Source organism: Dyella sp., assembly GCF_035508675.1.
In the GTDB taxonomy this organism is placed as follows: domain Bacteria; phylum Pseudomonadota; class Gammaproteobacteria; order Xanthomonadales; family Rhodanobacteraceae; genus Dyella_B.
Window position 1 is genome coordinate 14,962 of the sequence record NZ_DATJMN010000019.1, and the last position, 15,446, is coordinate 30,407.

The window sequence follows — 15,446 nt, forward strand, 5'->3', positions numbered from 1 at the left end:
TCCCCTCTCCTTTATCAGGGAGAGGGGCTTCAGGACAACGTTCTAAACCTTCGCGCCCCCATCTGCATCCAAGCTGGCAAGATGACTGCCGCTTGTATCGCCACCGGAAGCGCCATGCCACCTGCGCTCGCTGCGGGAAACAACGATAAGGACGACGTGCGTGCCGCCGCTGCAGGCGACCGCCATGCGTTCCAGCGCCTGTATCGCCAGCACGTGGGCCGCATCCATGGCGCCATGTTGCGCCTGTCCGGCTACGATCACGCACGCGCCGAGGATCTTACGCAGGATGCGTTCGTGCGCGCCTGGCAAAAGCTGGACAGCTTTCGCGAGCAAAGCGCGTTCGGCACCTGGCTTTACCGGTTGGCGGTGAATGTGGCACTGATGGACATCCGCGCGCGTGGCGCCGATCCGGTCGGCTATATCGACGAGGACAGCGTGCCCGAACATGGCGAAACGCCGTTCTGCGCCGCCGAGCGCGAGGAACTGGAACGGGCGATCGGCAAGCTGCCGCCGCGGGCGCGCGCAGTGTTGGTATTGCACGACGTGGAAGGCTGGCGCCATGAGGAAATCGCCAGCGAACTGGAGATGGCGGTAGGCTCGTCCAAGGCGCAACTGCATCGTGCACGAGGTTTGTTGCGCAAGGTACTCGGAGAAACGCGATGAACGAATTCGAATGGCTGCGCCAGATGCGCGGATTGAACCAGCCGGTCGCGCCACGGAGCGATTTGTGGTCGCGCATCGATGCCGCGCTGGACGACACCGCATCGCACCCTGACACCGCGCCAGCTGCGCCGCCGCGTGCACGGCATGGGCGCATATGGACGATGGCAGCCAGCCTGGCCGCGATCGTGGTGCTCGCCTGCGGTGTCGTGTGGCACATGCACGCGATTCCGCAGAGCATGCCGCAGGTCGCCAGCCACGCCACGCAGGCGGAAGCACCGCGCTGGAAGCCGAGCGACCCGCGCCTGGCCGGCGCCGCGCTCGAGCTGGAAGCGGCGCGCATGGAATTGCAACAGGCCATGCAGCAAGCTCCCGATTCACCTGCGCTGCAGCGCCTGCTGCAGCAGACCCACGCCCAGCAGAACTATCTGCGCGAACTCGAGAAACAAGCCGGCTGAAGCCCTCTGGACATAACAACGATGAAAACCACTCGCTATCTGCCGTTGCTGCTCTGCCTGCTGCCAGGAGGGCAGGCCTTTGCCGACACGCCATTGGACGTCAGCCATCCCGCCGCCCCTACCGCCCACATCACCATCAGCAACGTCAAAGGCGAAGTCACCGTCACCACCTGGAACCGCAACGAAGTGCACGTGGGTGGCAAGCTCGGCGATGGCGCGGAGCCATTGGCCATCGAGGGCAGCGAGAACAACCTCACCATCAACGTGCAGGCCAAGGGACATAGCAGCTGGTTCAACTGGAGCGGCGAGAACGCGATGGAGCCCACGAATCTGGAGGTGACGGTGCCGCGCGGCTCATCATTGAAGGTAAACGTGGTGAGCGCACAGGCGAGCGTGGACGGCATCGACGGCGGCGACATCGACCTCAACTCGGTGAGTGGCCGCCTGCGCATCCATGCGCAAACACCCATGCTCAACGCCGTTTCCGTCAGCGGCAGCATCGCCTTCTCCGGCTACGCAAAACAGGCGAAATTGCAGACCGTGAGCGGCGACATCCTCGCACCGTCGCTGGGCAGCAAGGTCGATCTGCAGACGGTTTCCGGTCGCATCCAGGCCGGCGGCGGTCCCTGGCAGCAGCTCAATCTCAGCACGGTGTCCGGCGACGTGCAGCTCAACGGTGGCCTGGCAGCGGACGGTACCATGAGCGTCGACAGCATGAGCGGCGACGTGCAGCTACAGTTTCCCGCTGCGCTCAACAGCAGCCTTCACGTCAACACTTTCAGCGGCGATCTGCGCAGTGATTTCGGCACACCCACGCATCCCGAACATGGTCCAGGCAGCACGCTCGATACGGTGACCGGCAATGGCCAGGGCAAGATCCACGTCGAAACCTTCAGCGGCGACGTGAGGATCAGGAAAAACGATTGAGATGTTGCGCGCAGGCCTGCCACAAAACGCCAACGCCCCAGTGCCGGGGCGTTTTCGTATCAAAGATCCTGGTGATACTGCACGTACGGCGTACGTGACTGATCCGGCTCGGGCGGACCGGCCGGCGTATTTGCCGCATTGCCGGACGACCACAGATTCTGTGCACCGAAGCTCAGCGAACCCTGCCACGGCAAATGCCAGGTGACGCCCAGGTCGATACTGTTCCAGCGGCGATCGGCATTGAGCAAGCCCGGCACGCCGGTGCCTGGTTCGGGTTGCATGGAGCGGCCGACGATGCTGGTACTGACCGGGCCGTGCTGGATGCCGAAGCTCAACGCGCGTTGGTCCAGCGTGGTCAGGCCCAATTGATTGCCGGGCAGCAAGCGGATGCGCCCCATGCTTGCACCAAGCAGCACGCCGCTGTTGGCGTTCAAGGCGAAGCGCCCCTGCGCATTCAACTGGGTGGCGCTATCGAAATCCGGTAGCCCGTTGACGCCGGGCACGGCACCGGGCAGTACGCGCGGCAGCGGCGTGGGATTGGGAACCTGATCCTGCGCCACACTGAGACCGAGACTGTAGCGGCCATCGTTGTAGGTGGCCCCTACTTCGCTGCTGATGATGCGCGGCTGCGTGGCCCACGAGCGCTGCGTAACACCCGCTTGCGCGGAAACGTTGGGCGTCACGCCATATTGCACCGTGCTGCGATTGACCGTACCGCCGGAAAGGGGATTGAGCGACAGCGACGTATTGCTGCTGGCTTGTACGTCTGCGGTGGTGCCATTCTGAGACTGCACCAGCAGCGATCCCTGCAGCGGCGGCTGTTGACCGGTTTTCAGCAGGGCCTGCGGCGACTGCATCCACGCCGGAACGCTTGCCTGATCGCCCGGCAACGTCTGCCCTGCCGCGATGAGCGGCATGCAGAGCAGCGGCAATGTGAGCAGCAATCGGCGCATGAAAATTCGAAACCGTCCAACAACCCCGTCCGTTCTTGCGATCGCACCCGGACACCCAGGGTTAAGTATACCTTACTTTACCTTTTACTAACACCTGGAGGAGGAAGGTTTTTCTGCGGCAGAGCCGACAAAAACGGCTTCGTGAACACGTTTTGGCTGGCACGGCGAATGCATGGAAGCGGTAGCGGCCGTACAGGTTTGTGAAACCTGTGAGCACCGCCACATGACGGTATCTTCACTATATAGTCACCCGACATATCGCGCATGGACACGCTCATAGGTCATGAGTTCAATGCCAGACAGCCGCAATTTCACGCCAGCTCCCGGTGGAACCCTGCCGGCAGCGCTGCGTGAAACGCTGGAACGGCTGTTCCGGGCCGCCGACGCGGCCAGCGTCCTGGAGATTTGCGAGACGGCACTGAGCCATCTGGGTCTGCATGGAACCTTGCGCTGGCTGCCTCCCGAGGCCAACAGCAGCCAGGAGCCGGGCCGGCTCAATCTGGCCGTGGACCCGCAAAGCCTGCAAATGCTGATCTGGGAAGCGGAACTCGTCCCCAGCCCGGAAGCAAGCGCCGAACTGGCCTGGCTTGGCCGCCTTGCAGCCATCCGCCTGCGGCAACTGAGCGAAACCGGCCGGCTCTACGAATCCATCTCGCGCCTGGCCATGGCCGAACGCCTGCAACGCGCGCTGTACGCCATCGCCGAGCTGGCAGGCACCGCGCACAACATGACCGAGATGATGCAATCGCTGCATGCCATCGTCGGCATGCTGATGTACGCGGAGAACTTCTACATTTTCCTGTACGACCCGGCCAGCGACAGCGTGCGCTTTCCTTATTATGTGGACACGGTCGACCAGAAGCCCCCCGCGGCGGATGAAAGCCATCCGTTGCAAGACATCCGCTACAGCCTGACCTGGAACCTGCTGCAAAACGGTCAACCGATCATGGGCTCGGTGGAAGAACTGGCCCGCCAGCTGGAAGGCCGCTTCACCCTGGTCGGCCCGGCATGCGAATACTGGCTGGGCGTGCCGCTGTTGCGCGGCACCCAGGCCGTCGGCGGCATCGTGGTGCAAAGCTACCGACCGGACACGCATTACACCCATCATGACCGCGACCTGCTCAATTACGTCGCGCAACACATGCAGACGGCGCTGGAGCGGCGCGAAGCGCACGCGGAACTGGAACGGCGCGTGGCCGATCGCACAGCGGCACTGCGCGCCACCAATCGCGTGCTACGCCAGCAGGTACTGCAGCGCCAGCGCGGCGAACGCCTGCAATCGGCGCTGTTCCGCATCGCGGAGCTGGCCAGCGCGCCGGAAAGCCAGCAGAACTTCTATGCAGCCGTGCATCGCGTGGTCGGCGGTTTGCTGTACGCGCGCAACTTCTACATCGCACTGTTGGACGAAAGCGGGCAAACGATCACGTTTCCCTACTCGATCGACGAGGTAGCGCCTACGCGCGTACCGCGTCCCGTCAGCCATGGCGCCACCGAATACGTGCTCAAGCACGGCAAACCCCTGTTGGCCGATCGCCAGGCTTTCGACCGGCTGGCCGAGGCGGGCGAGTGCCAGGAAATAGGCGTGAGGTCCGTCTGCTGGCTGGGCGTGCCGCTGGTCTGGGACGATCGCGTGAAAGGGGTGCTGGCGGTGCAGAGCTACTCACCCAAGCACATTTATGACGCGCGCGACCAGGAACTGCTCACCTTCGTCAGCTACCACATCGCCAACGCGTTGCAGCGCAAGCAGACCAGCGAATCGCTGAAGCAGGCCTACATCAACCTGGAGCGCCGCGTGACCGAACGCACGCGCGCACTGGCGCTGGCCAACCGCGACCTGCGCGAACAGATCGCCGAGCGCGAACGCGTCGAGCGCCGGCTGATGTACGAAACCTTGCACGACTCGCTCACCGGGCTGCCCAACCGCACGCTGCTGCTGCAGCGACTGGGCCAGGCGTTGCAGGCGTATCACACCGATCCGACCAAGCTGTTCGCCGTGCTGTTCATCGATCTGGACCGCTTCAAAGTGATCAACGATTCGGTCGGCCACCTGATCGGCGACGACCTGCTGTTCCAGGCAGGCAGCCGCATCCGCGCCTGCCTGAAAACGCGCGACCTGGTGGCGCGCCTGGGCGGTGACGAATTCGCCGTGCTGCTGGAAGGCATCAGCGACATCAGCAAGGCCAGGCTGGTGGCCGAACGCATCATCGCCGAGTTGCACATCCCGTTCCGCCTGGGCGTCAAGGAAATCTTCACCTCCGCCTCGATCGGCATTGCGCTGCCCGGCCAGCACTACCAGCAACCGGAAGAACTGTTGCGCGACGCGGATGCCGCCATGTACCGCGCCAAGGACGAAGGCCGCCACCGCGCCGCCGTGTTCGACGATCGCCTGCGTCGCGAAGTGGTCTCGCTGCTGGAAATGGAAGGCGACCTGCGCCGCGCGCTGAGCCGCAACGAGTTCGTGCCGTTCTATCAGCCGATCGTGGCGCTGGAAGACGGCCGTACGGTCGGCTACGAGGCCTTGCTGCGCTGGCGTCACCCTGTGCGCGGCCTGCTCTGCCCGGGCGACTTCCTCGCCGTGGCCGAGGAAAACGGCAGCGCGGAGAGCATCGACTGGCAGATCTTCGAGCAAATTGCTTCGCAAGCCAGCGTGCTGGCCGGCGCCGAAGGCTTCGTCAGCCTCAACGTGTCGGGCCGGCACTTCCGCCAGCCCGACCTGGATGATCGGCTACTCGACTTGCTCCGCGCCCATCGCGTCAATCCGCGCTCGCTGCGCATCGAAGTCACCGAGCGCACGCTGCTGGAAAATCCCTCCCAGGTGAAGCGCATACTCGACAACCTGCGCCAGCACGGTGTGAGCATTGCGCTGGACGATTTCGGCACCGGTTATTCGTCGCTGAGTTATCTGCACCAGTATCCGATCGAAACGTTGAAGATCGACCGCAGCTTCATCATCGAACTGGCCAAAGCCAACAGCCACAGCGTGCCGGTGGTGCGCGCGATCCAGGTGCTGGCCGACTCGCTGCAGATGCAGGTGATTGCCGAAGGCATCGAAGATGACGAGCAACGGCAAATGCTGCGGCATATCGGTTGCCGCTTCGGCCAAGGCTTTCTGTTTGCCGAGCCGCGGCCTGCCGAAGTATGGCTGGGGGAATAGCCGGGAATCGGGACTCGGCAAAGCAGCTTGCGGTGAATCCCGCTTTTACGATTCCCGATGTACGCCCCACGACTCACTGCACCGTCGAACTGGCCGCCGTGCCACCGCTCAACAGATGCTCGGCATCCACACGATCGAAGGTATACGTGCGCGCGCAGAACTCGCAAGTGACTTCGATGGTGCCTTGCTGGGATTCCAGCGTCGCTTCGATTTCTGCGCGGCCCAGCGAGCGCAACATGGCTTCCACCCGCTCGCGCGAGCAGCTGCAGCCGAACGCCAGCGGACGCGGCTTGAACAGACGCACGGTTTCCTCGTGATACAGGCGATAGAGCAATGCTTCCGGCGGCGCGCTTAGTAGTTCATCGCGCCCCAAGGTGGCCGTGAGATGTTCGACGCGCGGCCAGCCGTCCTCATCCTGCGTCACATCGTGACCACCCTCGCCCGGCAACTTCTGCAGCATCAATCCCACCGCATGCTGCTCGTTGGCCGCCAGCACGAACCGGGCCGGCAACTGCTCGGACTGCTGGAAATAATTCTCCAGCGCCCCAGCCAAGTCGGGATGCTTGAGATCGACCAGTCCTTGATAACGCTGTCCGCGCTCGACCTGGCCAATGGTGATGGCCATAAGGGCCTGTGGCAATTCACTTAACGCAAGCGCATCGGGAATCTCTGCATTCCAACGCGCCAATCCACGCAGGCGGCCGGCGTCAGTGCATTCGGCAAACAACAGGCGCAGGGCGCCCTGGCTCTTCAGTTCGACCGACAATGCGCCTTCGAACTTGATGTTGCCCGTCAGCAGCGCGCTCGCCGCCAGGGTCTGGCCCAGCAGATCCAGCAGCGGCACTGGGTACTCGGCACGACCGGCCACTTCGCGCCATGCGGGACCCAACCGCACGATCACGCCGCGGACACCGGCACTTTCCAACAGGAAACGATGGAGCACATCCTCGGCAAGCACGTTTTCCAAGCAGGACTACCTCACACAACACAAAGGAGGGAATATGGGGATGCGGGCGGGAACGAACAATGGCCGGCGATAACAGCTTTTATACTTCACCCGTTTCCTTGCCGATCGACACCATGCCGCATTTTCCGCCTTTTCGACGCCTGTTGCGTTACGCCGGTATCGTGGCCCTGTCATGGGTTGCCCTGAGCTGGCTGGTGGTGCTGGTCTTGCGCTTTGTGCCGCCATGGACGTCGGCGGTGATGATGGAGCGCCGCGTGGACGCGCTGATCCACGGCGAAAAGGATTTCCAGTTGCGGCAGCATTGGGTGCCGTGGTCGCGCATATCGCCGTGGGCACCGATCGCGATGGTGGCCGGCGAAGACCAGAAATTTCCGTTCCATCACGGCTTCGACTTCGATTCCATCGAAAACGCCATTGATGCCGCCGATGACGGCAGGCGCCTGCGCGGCGCCAGCACGATCAGCCAGCAGACGGCCAAGAACCTGTTCCTTTGGAACGGGCGCAGCTTCGTGCGCAAGGGGCTTGAAGCGTACTTCACCGTGCTGCTGGAACTGACCTGGCCGAAGCAGCGCATCCTGGAGGTTTATCTGAATATCGCGCAGTTTGGGGATGGCATCTACGGCGTAGGCGCGGCCAGCGAGGCGTTTTTCCATATGTCCCCGGCACAGCTTGGCCCGGCGCAAGCAGCACGGCTGGCGGCGGTGCTGCCCAATCCGGATCGCTTCCACGTCGATCGCCCAAGCAGCTATGTGCTGGAGCGCGCACGCTGGATCGAGCAGCAGATCCATCAATTGGGCGGCCCCAGCTATCTGGAAAGCCGGCAGCCGCCGCGCGACGCGCGCCCCGCGCGGCGGCGTTAGAACATCCACTGCGGGGCAACGTTTACACTTTGCATGCCTTCCTACGTGAACATGGATATCCGGCATGCCGCGACTCACGGTTGTCGTTCCCGCCTATAACGAATCGGCTGTGCTCGCCGCCTTCCATGCACGGCTTGCCGGCGTGCTGGGCCAGCTGACGCTGACCTCCGACGTGCTGTACGTCGACGACGGCAGCCGCGACGATACCTGGGCGATCATGCAGTCGCTGGCGGCTACCGATCCGCGCGTAGGTACGCTGAAACTGTCGCGCAACTTCGGCAAGGAAGCGGCGCTGACAGCCGGACTGGATCACGTCGACGCGGACGCCGCGGTGGTGATCGATGCGGATTTGCAAGATCCGCCCGAGCTCATCCCGCAGCTGGTGGAACAATGGCAGGCCGGCTATGACGTGGTGTACGCCACCCGCTCCGCCCGCGCCGGCGAGACCGGTTTGAAACGTTTCACCGCCGCCGCGTTCTATCGCACGATGGAATCGCTCTCCGAAGTCCCGGTGCCACGCGATACCGGCGATTTCCGCCTGCTTTCCCGCCGCGCGCTGAACGCCTTGTCGCAACTGCGCGAACGGCAGCGTTTCATGAAAGGCCTGTTCGCCTGGATCGGCTATCGCCAGACTGCGGTGACGTACCTGCGCGACCCGCGCGTGGCCGGCCAGACCAAATGGAATTACTGGCGCCTCACCCAGCTCGCCATCGAGGGCATCACGTCCTTCTCGAGCGCGCCGCTGAAACTAGCCACCTGGACCGGTCTTGCTGCCTCTGTGGTGGCGTTCCTGTTCGGCCTGAAGGTGATGCTGAAGGCGCTGCTGCATGGCGATCCGGTGCCGGGCTATCCGAGCCTGATGGTGGTAATCCTGTTCCTGGGCGGCATCCAGTTGCTGGCGCTGGGCGTGATCGGCGAATACCTGGGCCGCAATTACAACGAAACCAAGCAACGGCCGCTTTATTTCATTGAGGAAGAACACCCGCCAACCGCACGCACGCCGGTTCACACCGAGGCAACGCCGCAGCGCTAAACTGTCCCCACGCGGCCATTACTGCGGCCGCCGGGGAGGTCCGATGCGTCAGGTCAAGCATTTGCTGGACAGGAAAGGCAGCGACATCTATGCGATTGCACCGGAAGCGCCGGTGCTGGAAGCGATCAAACACATGGCGGAACGGCGCGTCGGCGCCTTGCTGGTGATGCGTGGCGAGCAGCTGGTGGGCATCATTTCCGAACGCGACTACGCGCGCAAAGTCATTTTGCAGGGTAGGTCATCGGCACAGACGCCGGTGTCGGAAATCATGAGCAACCCGGTACTGACCGTGACGCCGGATACCGATGTGTTCGATTGCATGCGCATGTGCACCGACAGCCGCATACGCCATCTGCCGGTCGTACAGGGCAGCCGCGTGATGGGCGTCATCTCGATCGGCGACCTGGTCAAGGAAGTGATCAGCGCGCAAGCAGAGCAGATCGAGCAGTTGCAGCGGTACATTACGAGCTGAACCAGCCGCGGGGAACGCGAAGCATCACGCGAGGCTTTCGTTCCCCGTTTGCTGTTGCCCCGTCCCGGCTTTCGTTTCCGACGCCAAATCCGGTGAAGTGGCTGCCTTGCGCGCGATCCACGCCGCCAGTGACGAGGCCCCTACGCCGATCAGCGCAATGCTGCCCACGCCGATACCGAGCTTCACCAGGCCACTGATGCCGCTGGTGATCACCACGTCGCCGAAGCGCCACACCGCCGTTTCCACGAAATTCTTGCCTTTGTAGCGCGTCTCGCGCGGCACTCGCGTGTAGAGTGCATCGCTGGCGGGTTTGGTCATGCCGTACATGAAGCCGCGCGTGCCGACCATCATCAGCGCCAAGAGCGGCACGCCGTAACCCAGCACGCTTACCTGCGCATGGCCGCCGGCCATCACCATGATCAACAGCCCAAGGTTCACCAGCTGCGGCAGCACCAGCGCCCAGATGGCGCCACGGCGCATGAGCAACCACGGTGACAGCGTGAGCTGCAGCAAAGCACCAAGCAGATTCACGGCCAGATCGATGTGCGCATAGAACGCCGTGCGCGTCGCGGCAGACACCAGGTGCGCCTTGGCATAGTCGGCCACCAATGCATAGGCCAGTGTGCCGACCCCATCGCCGAGCAACATCAGGATCGCCATCCAACGCAGGAACGGACGCGACCACAGCTCTCGTATACCCGCCCAAAGCGAACCGCCGACCGGTTGCTCCCCGCTGTCTCCTTCGGCCCGCTGCACGGAAATGCGCAACAGCAATGCCAGCGACACGCCAAGCATCGCCGCGGACACCAGCAACAAGGGCGCAACACCGACCAGGCCAACCAAGACACCGGTGATCGACGGACCGGATATGGCGCCGGCCATGCCCCCCAATGCAATCAGCGAGAACACCTCGCGCGCGCGCCGGCTATCGAAGACATCCGCCATGAAACTCCAAAACAGCGATACCACGAACAGGTTGAAGACGCTGACCCAGATGAAGAACACCACTCCCAATGTCCGCGCGCCGATGCGGTCCTGCGCGAGGAACGCCGGAATGAAACCCAGCAAGCAAACGATAAAGAAGCTGTAACTCCAGCCCAGCAGTCGCCGCCGCGGAAAACGCGCCACCAGCATGCCGAACACTGGCGTCAGCAGCAGCATGGCCACGAACGTGGCGAGGTAGAACAGCGGCAATTGCGTGGAGCCTACGGCCCCGCCAAGCTGGTCGCGCACCGGGCGGATGATGTAGTACGAGGTCAGCAGGAAAAAAAACGCAAGCGCCGACACCATCGGCGTGGCGTCGCGACGTACGGAATCGGGGAGCGGCAAACGCACTGGTCGGCTTCCAGCGGGAGGCGGCGCAAGACTAGCATGCTCATGCGATACCAGTTCAGGGGGCGATATGGAATACGACTATGTGATCGTCGGAGCAGGCTCGGCCGGTTGCGTGTTGGCCCATCGTTTGAGCGCGCACGCGGGCAAACGCGTTCTGTTGCTGGAGGCCGGCGGCGCTGACTGGCACCCTTTCATCCGCATGCCAGCCGGCATTGCACACCTGGCTAACAACCACCGGCTCGACTGGAACTACACCACCGAGCCCGAGCCAGGCCTGCTCGGGCGACGCCTATGGTGGCCGCGCGGCAAGACGCTGGGCGGCTCCAGTTCGATCAACGCGATGTGCTACGTGCGCGGCGTGCCGGCCGATTACGACGCCTGGGCGCACGCGACGGGCGACATGCGCTGGTCATGGCCGCAAGTGCTGCCGTGGTTTCTGCATAGCGAAAACAACACGCGCGGCGCCAGCGCACTGCATGCGGCGGATGGGCCGTTGTGCGTCTCGGATCTGCGCCACCACAATGAACTCTCTGCCGCATTGGTCGATGCCGGGGTCAGCGCAGGCTTCCAGCGCAACGACGATTTCAACGGTCCGGAACAGGCTGGGTTCGGCTTGTACCAGGTCACGCAGCGTGCAGGGGCACGTTGCTCCACCGCGGTGGCGTATCTGCGCCCAGCGCGTACCCGCCGCAATCTGCAGGTGCGTACGCACGCGCTGGTGGAGCGCATCCTGATCGAACATGGACGGGCAACCGGCGTGCAGCTACGACACGCCCGCGGTACGCAGACCGTACGTGCCGGCGAGATCATTCTGGCTGCCGGTGCCATCAACTCACCGCCATTGTTGATGTTGTCGGGAATCGGTCCGGCCGCGCATTTGCGCGAACACGGCATCGCGCCGATCGTCGATCTGCCAGGTGTCGGCGAAGGGCTGCAAGACCATTTGGATATCTGCACGCTGGTGCGCTGCACACGCAAGATCACCTACGACAAACTCAACCAACTCGCTGTGGGCTGGCGCTATCTGCGCCACCACGACGGCCCCGGCAGTTCCAACATTGCCGAATCGGGCGGCTTCGTACTCAGTCGGCTGGCGACGGATGCACGCTGCGATATCCAGTTCCATTTCGTGCCGGCCTTGCTGGACGATCACGGCCGCCATCGCCTGCCGGGGCATGGCTACACCCTGCATGCGTGCTATCTGCATCCGCGCAGCCGCGGCCGGCTGCGTCTGCGCTCTGCCGATCCATCGGCACCGATCGCGATTCATGCGGACTATCTCAGCGATCCAGAAGGTCACGATCTGGCGCGGATGATCGAAGCCGCCAAGCTTTCGCGCGAGATCCTTGCGCAATCGGCTTTTGATCCCTATCGCGGCCCGAATGTGTTTCCCGAATCCGCGCTGGTCAGCGACGCTGACTGGGAAACCTTCATCCGGCGCAAGGCCGAAACCATCTACCACCCGGTGGGCACCTGCCGCATGGGGCACGACGAACAAGCCGTGGTCGATAGCGAGTTGCGCGTACGCGGCGTGAGCGGCCTGCGCGTGGTGGATGCCTCGGTGATGCCGGCGCTACCGAGCGGAAATACCAATGCGCCGGTGATCATGATCGCTGAACGCGCCGCGGCCCTGCTGCTGGCGTGATGCAGGATCGGTGGACGATTTACCGGGCGCCACCGGTCCAGGCGATTCCGACGCGGTGCAGCAGAAACGAACGTGCGGCATCACGGCGTTGTGACCGTGCCTGAAGTACAGGACAATCCGGTGCTCACCCATGGATGACCCCATCAGCCCATGACCCGAAGCGTGGCAGCACGCCCGCAAGAAGTGAGTAGCATGCAGTTTCGTAAGCTTCCCCTGCTGATCGCCGGTTTGCTCGGCATCGCCGCCACCGGGCTCCCCGCTTCTGCTGCGCGCGCATCGACGGATACGCCGTCCACCCCCGACATTCGCCCGGTACATCAAGACAACAGCCCCGATCTCGGCGCCGCGATCCCGCCCGAACGCATCAAGGCAGCGCTGGACGCGTATTCGCATTGGCTGGATGTGGTGGCGCAGCGCAACGAAGTGGCCGGGCTCGCCACAGCGGTGGTGGTGGATAACAAAGTGGCCTTCGAGCGCACCATCGGCTACGCGGACGTCGCCACCCAGGAACCGATCACGCCCACCACCGTGTTCCGCCTGGCCTCGCTTTCCAAAGCGTTTGCCACGGCAGTCGCCGGCTTGCTGATCGACGATGGCCGATTCAGCTGGAATACCAAGCTGGCCGATGTGCTGCCGTTTTTCCAGCTGAAAGATGCGCAGGCGTCGAGCGCCGCCACGGTGCGGGACATCCTGGGACAGCGCATCGGGCTGCCGCACAACACCTACGACCAATTGCTGGAAGACAACATTCCCTACGAAGAACTGGTGCGCAAGCTCGACGAAGTAACGCTGACCTGCAACGTGGGTGAGTGCTACGGCTACCAGAACGTCGCCTTCAGCCTGATCGGCGATCTGATCTACGCCGAAACCGACGACTTCTTCTATCACCAGGTCGACAAGCGCCTGTTCTTTCCGCTGGGCATGACCACCGCCAGTTATGGCCGCGAGGCACTGGAAAACAGCAAGAGCTGGGCGCACCCAAACCGCCCGCATGGCGCACACGAGTGGGAGTCGTTCGAGCCCAAGGAAGCCTATTACCGCGTGGCGCCGGCCGCCGGCGTCAACGCCAGCCTGCGCGATATGGAGCAATGGCTGATCGCGCAGATGGGCGGCCGCCCCGACGTGCTGCCGCCATCATTGCTGGATGAACTGCATGCACCCGGCGTGCCGACGCCGACCGAGATGCACGGTTCCCCATGGCGCCGAGCCCGCCTCACCGCAGCCAGTTATGCCTTGGGCTGGCGCGTGTTCACCTACGCAGGCGAAACGATGATCTTCCACGCCGGCGCGGTCGAGGGCTATCGCACGATGATCGCGTTCTTCCCGAAATACCACGTGGGCATGGTGTCGATGTGGAATTCGCCAGGCTCGGTGGGTACCGACTTGATGCCGATGGTGTTCGACGCGATGCTCGGCTTGCCGCACGTGGACTGGGCCGGGGTGGAAAGCGATCCGCCGAAGACTCGGACGGCACCGACGAAGGCGCGGCGCACGCCGCATCGTCGCGGGTAACACGCGCCCCACCCGCGTTCTCCGCACCAGCAGCGCTGAAACGCGTCGCCCCGGCTTTTGCCGGGGCGAGGGAAACGAAGCATGTTTTTCGTGCCCGCCGCGAAGCGCGCAGCGAAACATCACTGCGATGCGCTGAGCCTGAACTCGATCCGCTTCTGCTGCTGTGAAGCGATCGCCGTGCCATTGCGCATCGCTGGCGAGAACTTGGCGCGGCGCAGCGCATCGATAGCCGCGTTGTCAAACACGTGGCGTGGTTCGGCGCTGGTCACCGAAATGTTGCTGACGCTGCCATCCGCGTTGACCGTGTATTGCACATCCACCCAGCCTTCCTGGTTATTGCGCAGCGCCGTGGCGGGGTAGCGCGGACTGATGGTGGAGATCGGAATGGCGTCGCGCGTTTCGCCGCCGCCGGCCGAGGCATTCGAACTCGCCACCTGGTTGGTCGCCGCGGCTGGCGATGCCTGCCTGGTTTGTGGTGCCTGGGCCTTTTGCTGCGCAGCCACCGCCTGCTGCTGCGCTGCCTTGTCCGCTGCCGCCTTGTCGGCCAGCGCCTTTTCTGCCGCAGCCTTGTCGGCCGCCGCTTTCTGCGCCGCCAATTCGGCCTGGTGCTGCTGATCGAGCTGCTTCTGCTGCTCCTCGTCGAGTGTCTTGCGCTGGGCATCCAGCTTGGAACGCAGAATGGTCAGCGTGTAGTTGGTGGGGTCGACCTTGGCCAGCAGGTTGATCTCGCGATCGGCTTCGTCGAACTCGCGCTGGTTGATGACCTGCTCGACATTGCTGGCGGCAAACGGGAACGTTTCACGCAGGGCGTCTGCCGCGACCTGGTTGCCGGGCTGCTTCTGCAACACCTTAAGGTAGAACTCGAAAGCGTTATTGCCCGCCGGCGCCAGCACGCGCTGCTCGTTCATCGCCTTGCGCGCTTCGGACAAGAGCTCGTTGATGCTTAGCGCATCCACGTTCACCGGCGGCGCCGCCGCCTGCTGCTGGCCGACATTGACCGGCGTGGAGGGGTGTCCGCCCGAGTCCGTGCTCATCAAGTCCTCGTGAGGCTTGATGATCAGGAACCAGGACACGATGGCAAGACCGGCAACGACGGCAAGAACCGCGATGATGACGGGCTTGATGGCCCCGCGCGCAAGCGAGTGCGCATGACGATTGTTTCGGGTATCCATGATTTTTCACTACTGCAGTGGCATCAGATACCCGCGCTTCCCCCCTGTTATCCAGGTGCGGCCCCCAGCTTTGCCGCGGCGCGGATGGGGCAAAGGTATCGCGATTGAGTCGACACAGCAAATGTGGGGGCTGGCGGACTGCCGGAAATCGTAAATCGTCCATCGGGAATCGTTGGAGCGCATCCCGGCGAAGCGCGCGTCACGGTTCTTAACTATTTACGATTCCCGATTTACGTTCCCCAGAAATGAAGCGTCCCGGCACGAGGCCGGGACGAAATGCTTTCGAACCACCTCCCTG

13 protein-coding genes are annotated in these 15,446 nt (G+C 63.5%); 9 read left to right on the forward strand and 4 right to left on the reverse strand.

What is annotated here, in order from left to right; translation table 11 throughout:
• The first annotated feature begins 114 nt into the window (after positions 1–114).
• The 3 genes from VMA74_RS01125 to VMA74_RS01135 are packed head-to-tail and all read left to right on the forward strand — an operon-like array spanning position 115 to position 2,045.
• Entirely contained in the window at positions 115–663 is a 549-nt protein-coding gene (locus VMA74_RS01125) for an RNA polymerase sigma factor (RefSeq protein ID WP_325363971.1), read from the forward strand.
• On the forward strand, positions 660–1,118 hold the full coding sequence (locus VMA74_RS01130) for an anti-sigma factor (protein WP_325363973.1): 459 nt from the start codon (positions 660–662) through the stop codon (positions 1,116–1,118). The genes VMA74_RS01125 and VMA74_RS01130 overlap by 4 nt, the downstream gene beginning before the upstream one ends.
• Positions 1,119–1,139: 21 nt before the next feature.
• On the forward strand, positions 1,140–2,045 hold the full coding sequence (locus VMA74_RS01135; RefSeq protein WP_325363975.1) for a DUF4097 family beta strand repeat-containing protein: 906 nt from the start codon (positions 1,140–1,142) through the stop codon (positions 2,043–2,045).
• A gap of 59 nt (positions 2,046–2,104) precedes the next feature.
• Here VMA74_RS01135 and VMA74_RS01140 read toward each other — a convergent pair whose 3' ends face one another.
• Entirely contained in the window at positions 2,105–2,998 is an 894-nt protein-coding gene (locus VMA74_RS01140) for a hypothetical protein (RefSeq protein ID WP_325363977.1), read from the reverse strand.
• Positions 2,999–3,281: 283 nt separating this feature from the next.
• Between VMA74_RS01140 and VMA74_RS01145 the strand changes: the two genes are divergently transcribed.
• Positions 3,282–6,152, forward strand: coding sequence for a bifunctional diguanylate cyclase/phosphodiesterase (locus tag VMA74_RS01145; protein ID WP_325363979.1), 2,871 nt, complete (start codon positions 3,282–3,284; stop codon positions 6,150–6,152).
• A 73-nt stretch (positions 6,153–6,225) separates the two neighbouring features.
• Here the strand turns inward: VMA74_RS01145 and VMA74_RS01150 are convergent, their stop codons facing one another.
• A complete protein-coding gene (locus VMA74_RS01150; protein WP_325363981.1) occupies positions 6,226–7,119 on the reverse strand; it encodes an Hsp33 family molecular chaperone HslO in 894 nt (297 codons plus the stop codon).
• Positions 7,120–7,232: 113 nt separating this feature from the next.
• On the opposite strand from VMA74_RS01150, the gene mtgA reads away from it, so the two are divergent.
• The 3 genes from mtgA to VMA74_RS01165 all read left to right on the forward strand — a co-directional run bounded on the left by mtgA (position 7,233) and on the right by VMA74_RS01165 (position 9,484).
• A complete protein-coding gene (mtgA, locus tag VMA74_RS01155) occupies positions 7,233–7,979 on the forward strand; it encodes a monofunctional biosynthetic peptidoglycan transglycosylase (protein WP_325364017.1) in 747 nt (248 codons plus the stop codon).
• 64 nt (positions 7,980–8,043) lie between these two features.
• Positions 8,044–9,012 carry a glycosyltransferase family 2 protein gene (locus VMA74_RS01160; RefSeq protein WP_325363983.1) on the forward strand — a complete coding sequence of 323 codons (969 nt, stop codon included), beginning with the start codon at positions 8,044–8,046 and terminating at the stop codon, positions 9,010–9,012.
• Positions 9,013–9,055: 43 nt separating this feature from the next.
• A complete protein-coding gene (locus tag VMA74_RS01165; protein WP_325363985.1) occupies positions 9,056–9,484 on the forward strand; it encodes a CBS domain-containing protein in 429 nt (142 codons plus the stop codon).
• 24 nt (positions 9,485–9,508) lie between these two features.
• Here VMA74_RS01165 and VMA74_RS01170 read toward each other — a convergent pair whose 3' ends face one another.
• On the reverse strand, positions 9,509–10,774 hold the full coding sequence (locus VMA74_RS01170) for an NTP/NDP exchange transporter (RefSeq protein ID WP_325364019.1): 1,266 nt from the start codon (positions 10,772–10,774) through the stop codon (positions 9,509–9,511).
• Positions 10,775–10,886: 112 nt separating this feature from the next.
• Between VMA74_RS01170 and VMA74_RS01175 the strand changes: the two genes are divergently transcribed.
• Both VMA74_RS01175 and VMA74_RS01180 read left to right on the forward strand, forming a co-directional pair.
• Positions 10,887–12,464, forward strand: coding sequence for a choline dehydrogenase (locus VMA74_RS01175; RefSeq protein ID WP_325363987.1), 1,578 nt, complete (start codon positions 10,887–10,889; stop codon positions 12,462–12,464).
• 192 nt (positions 12,465–12,656) lie between these two features.
• Complete coding sequence (locus tag VMA74_RS01180) at positions 12,657–13,976, forward strand: serine hydrolase domain-containing protein (protein ID WP_325363989.1); 1,320 nt, start codon at positions 12,657–12,659, stop codon at positions 13,974–13,976.
• A 119-nt stretch (positions 13,977–14,095) separates the two neighbouring features.
• Here VMA74_RS01180 and VMA74_RS01185 read toward each other — a convergent pair whose 3' ends face one another.
• Positions 14,096–15,148 (reverse strand): energy transducer TonB, encoded by a 1,053-nt coding sequence (locus VMA74_RS01185; RefSeq protein ID WP_325363991.1) that lies wholly within the window; start codon positions 15,146–15,148, stop codon positions 14,096–14,098.
• Between the last annotated feature and the right edge of the window lie 298 nt (positions 15,149–15,446).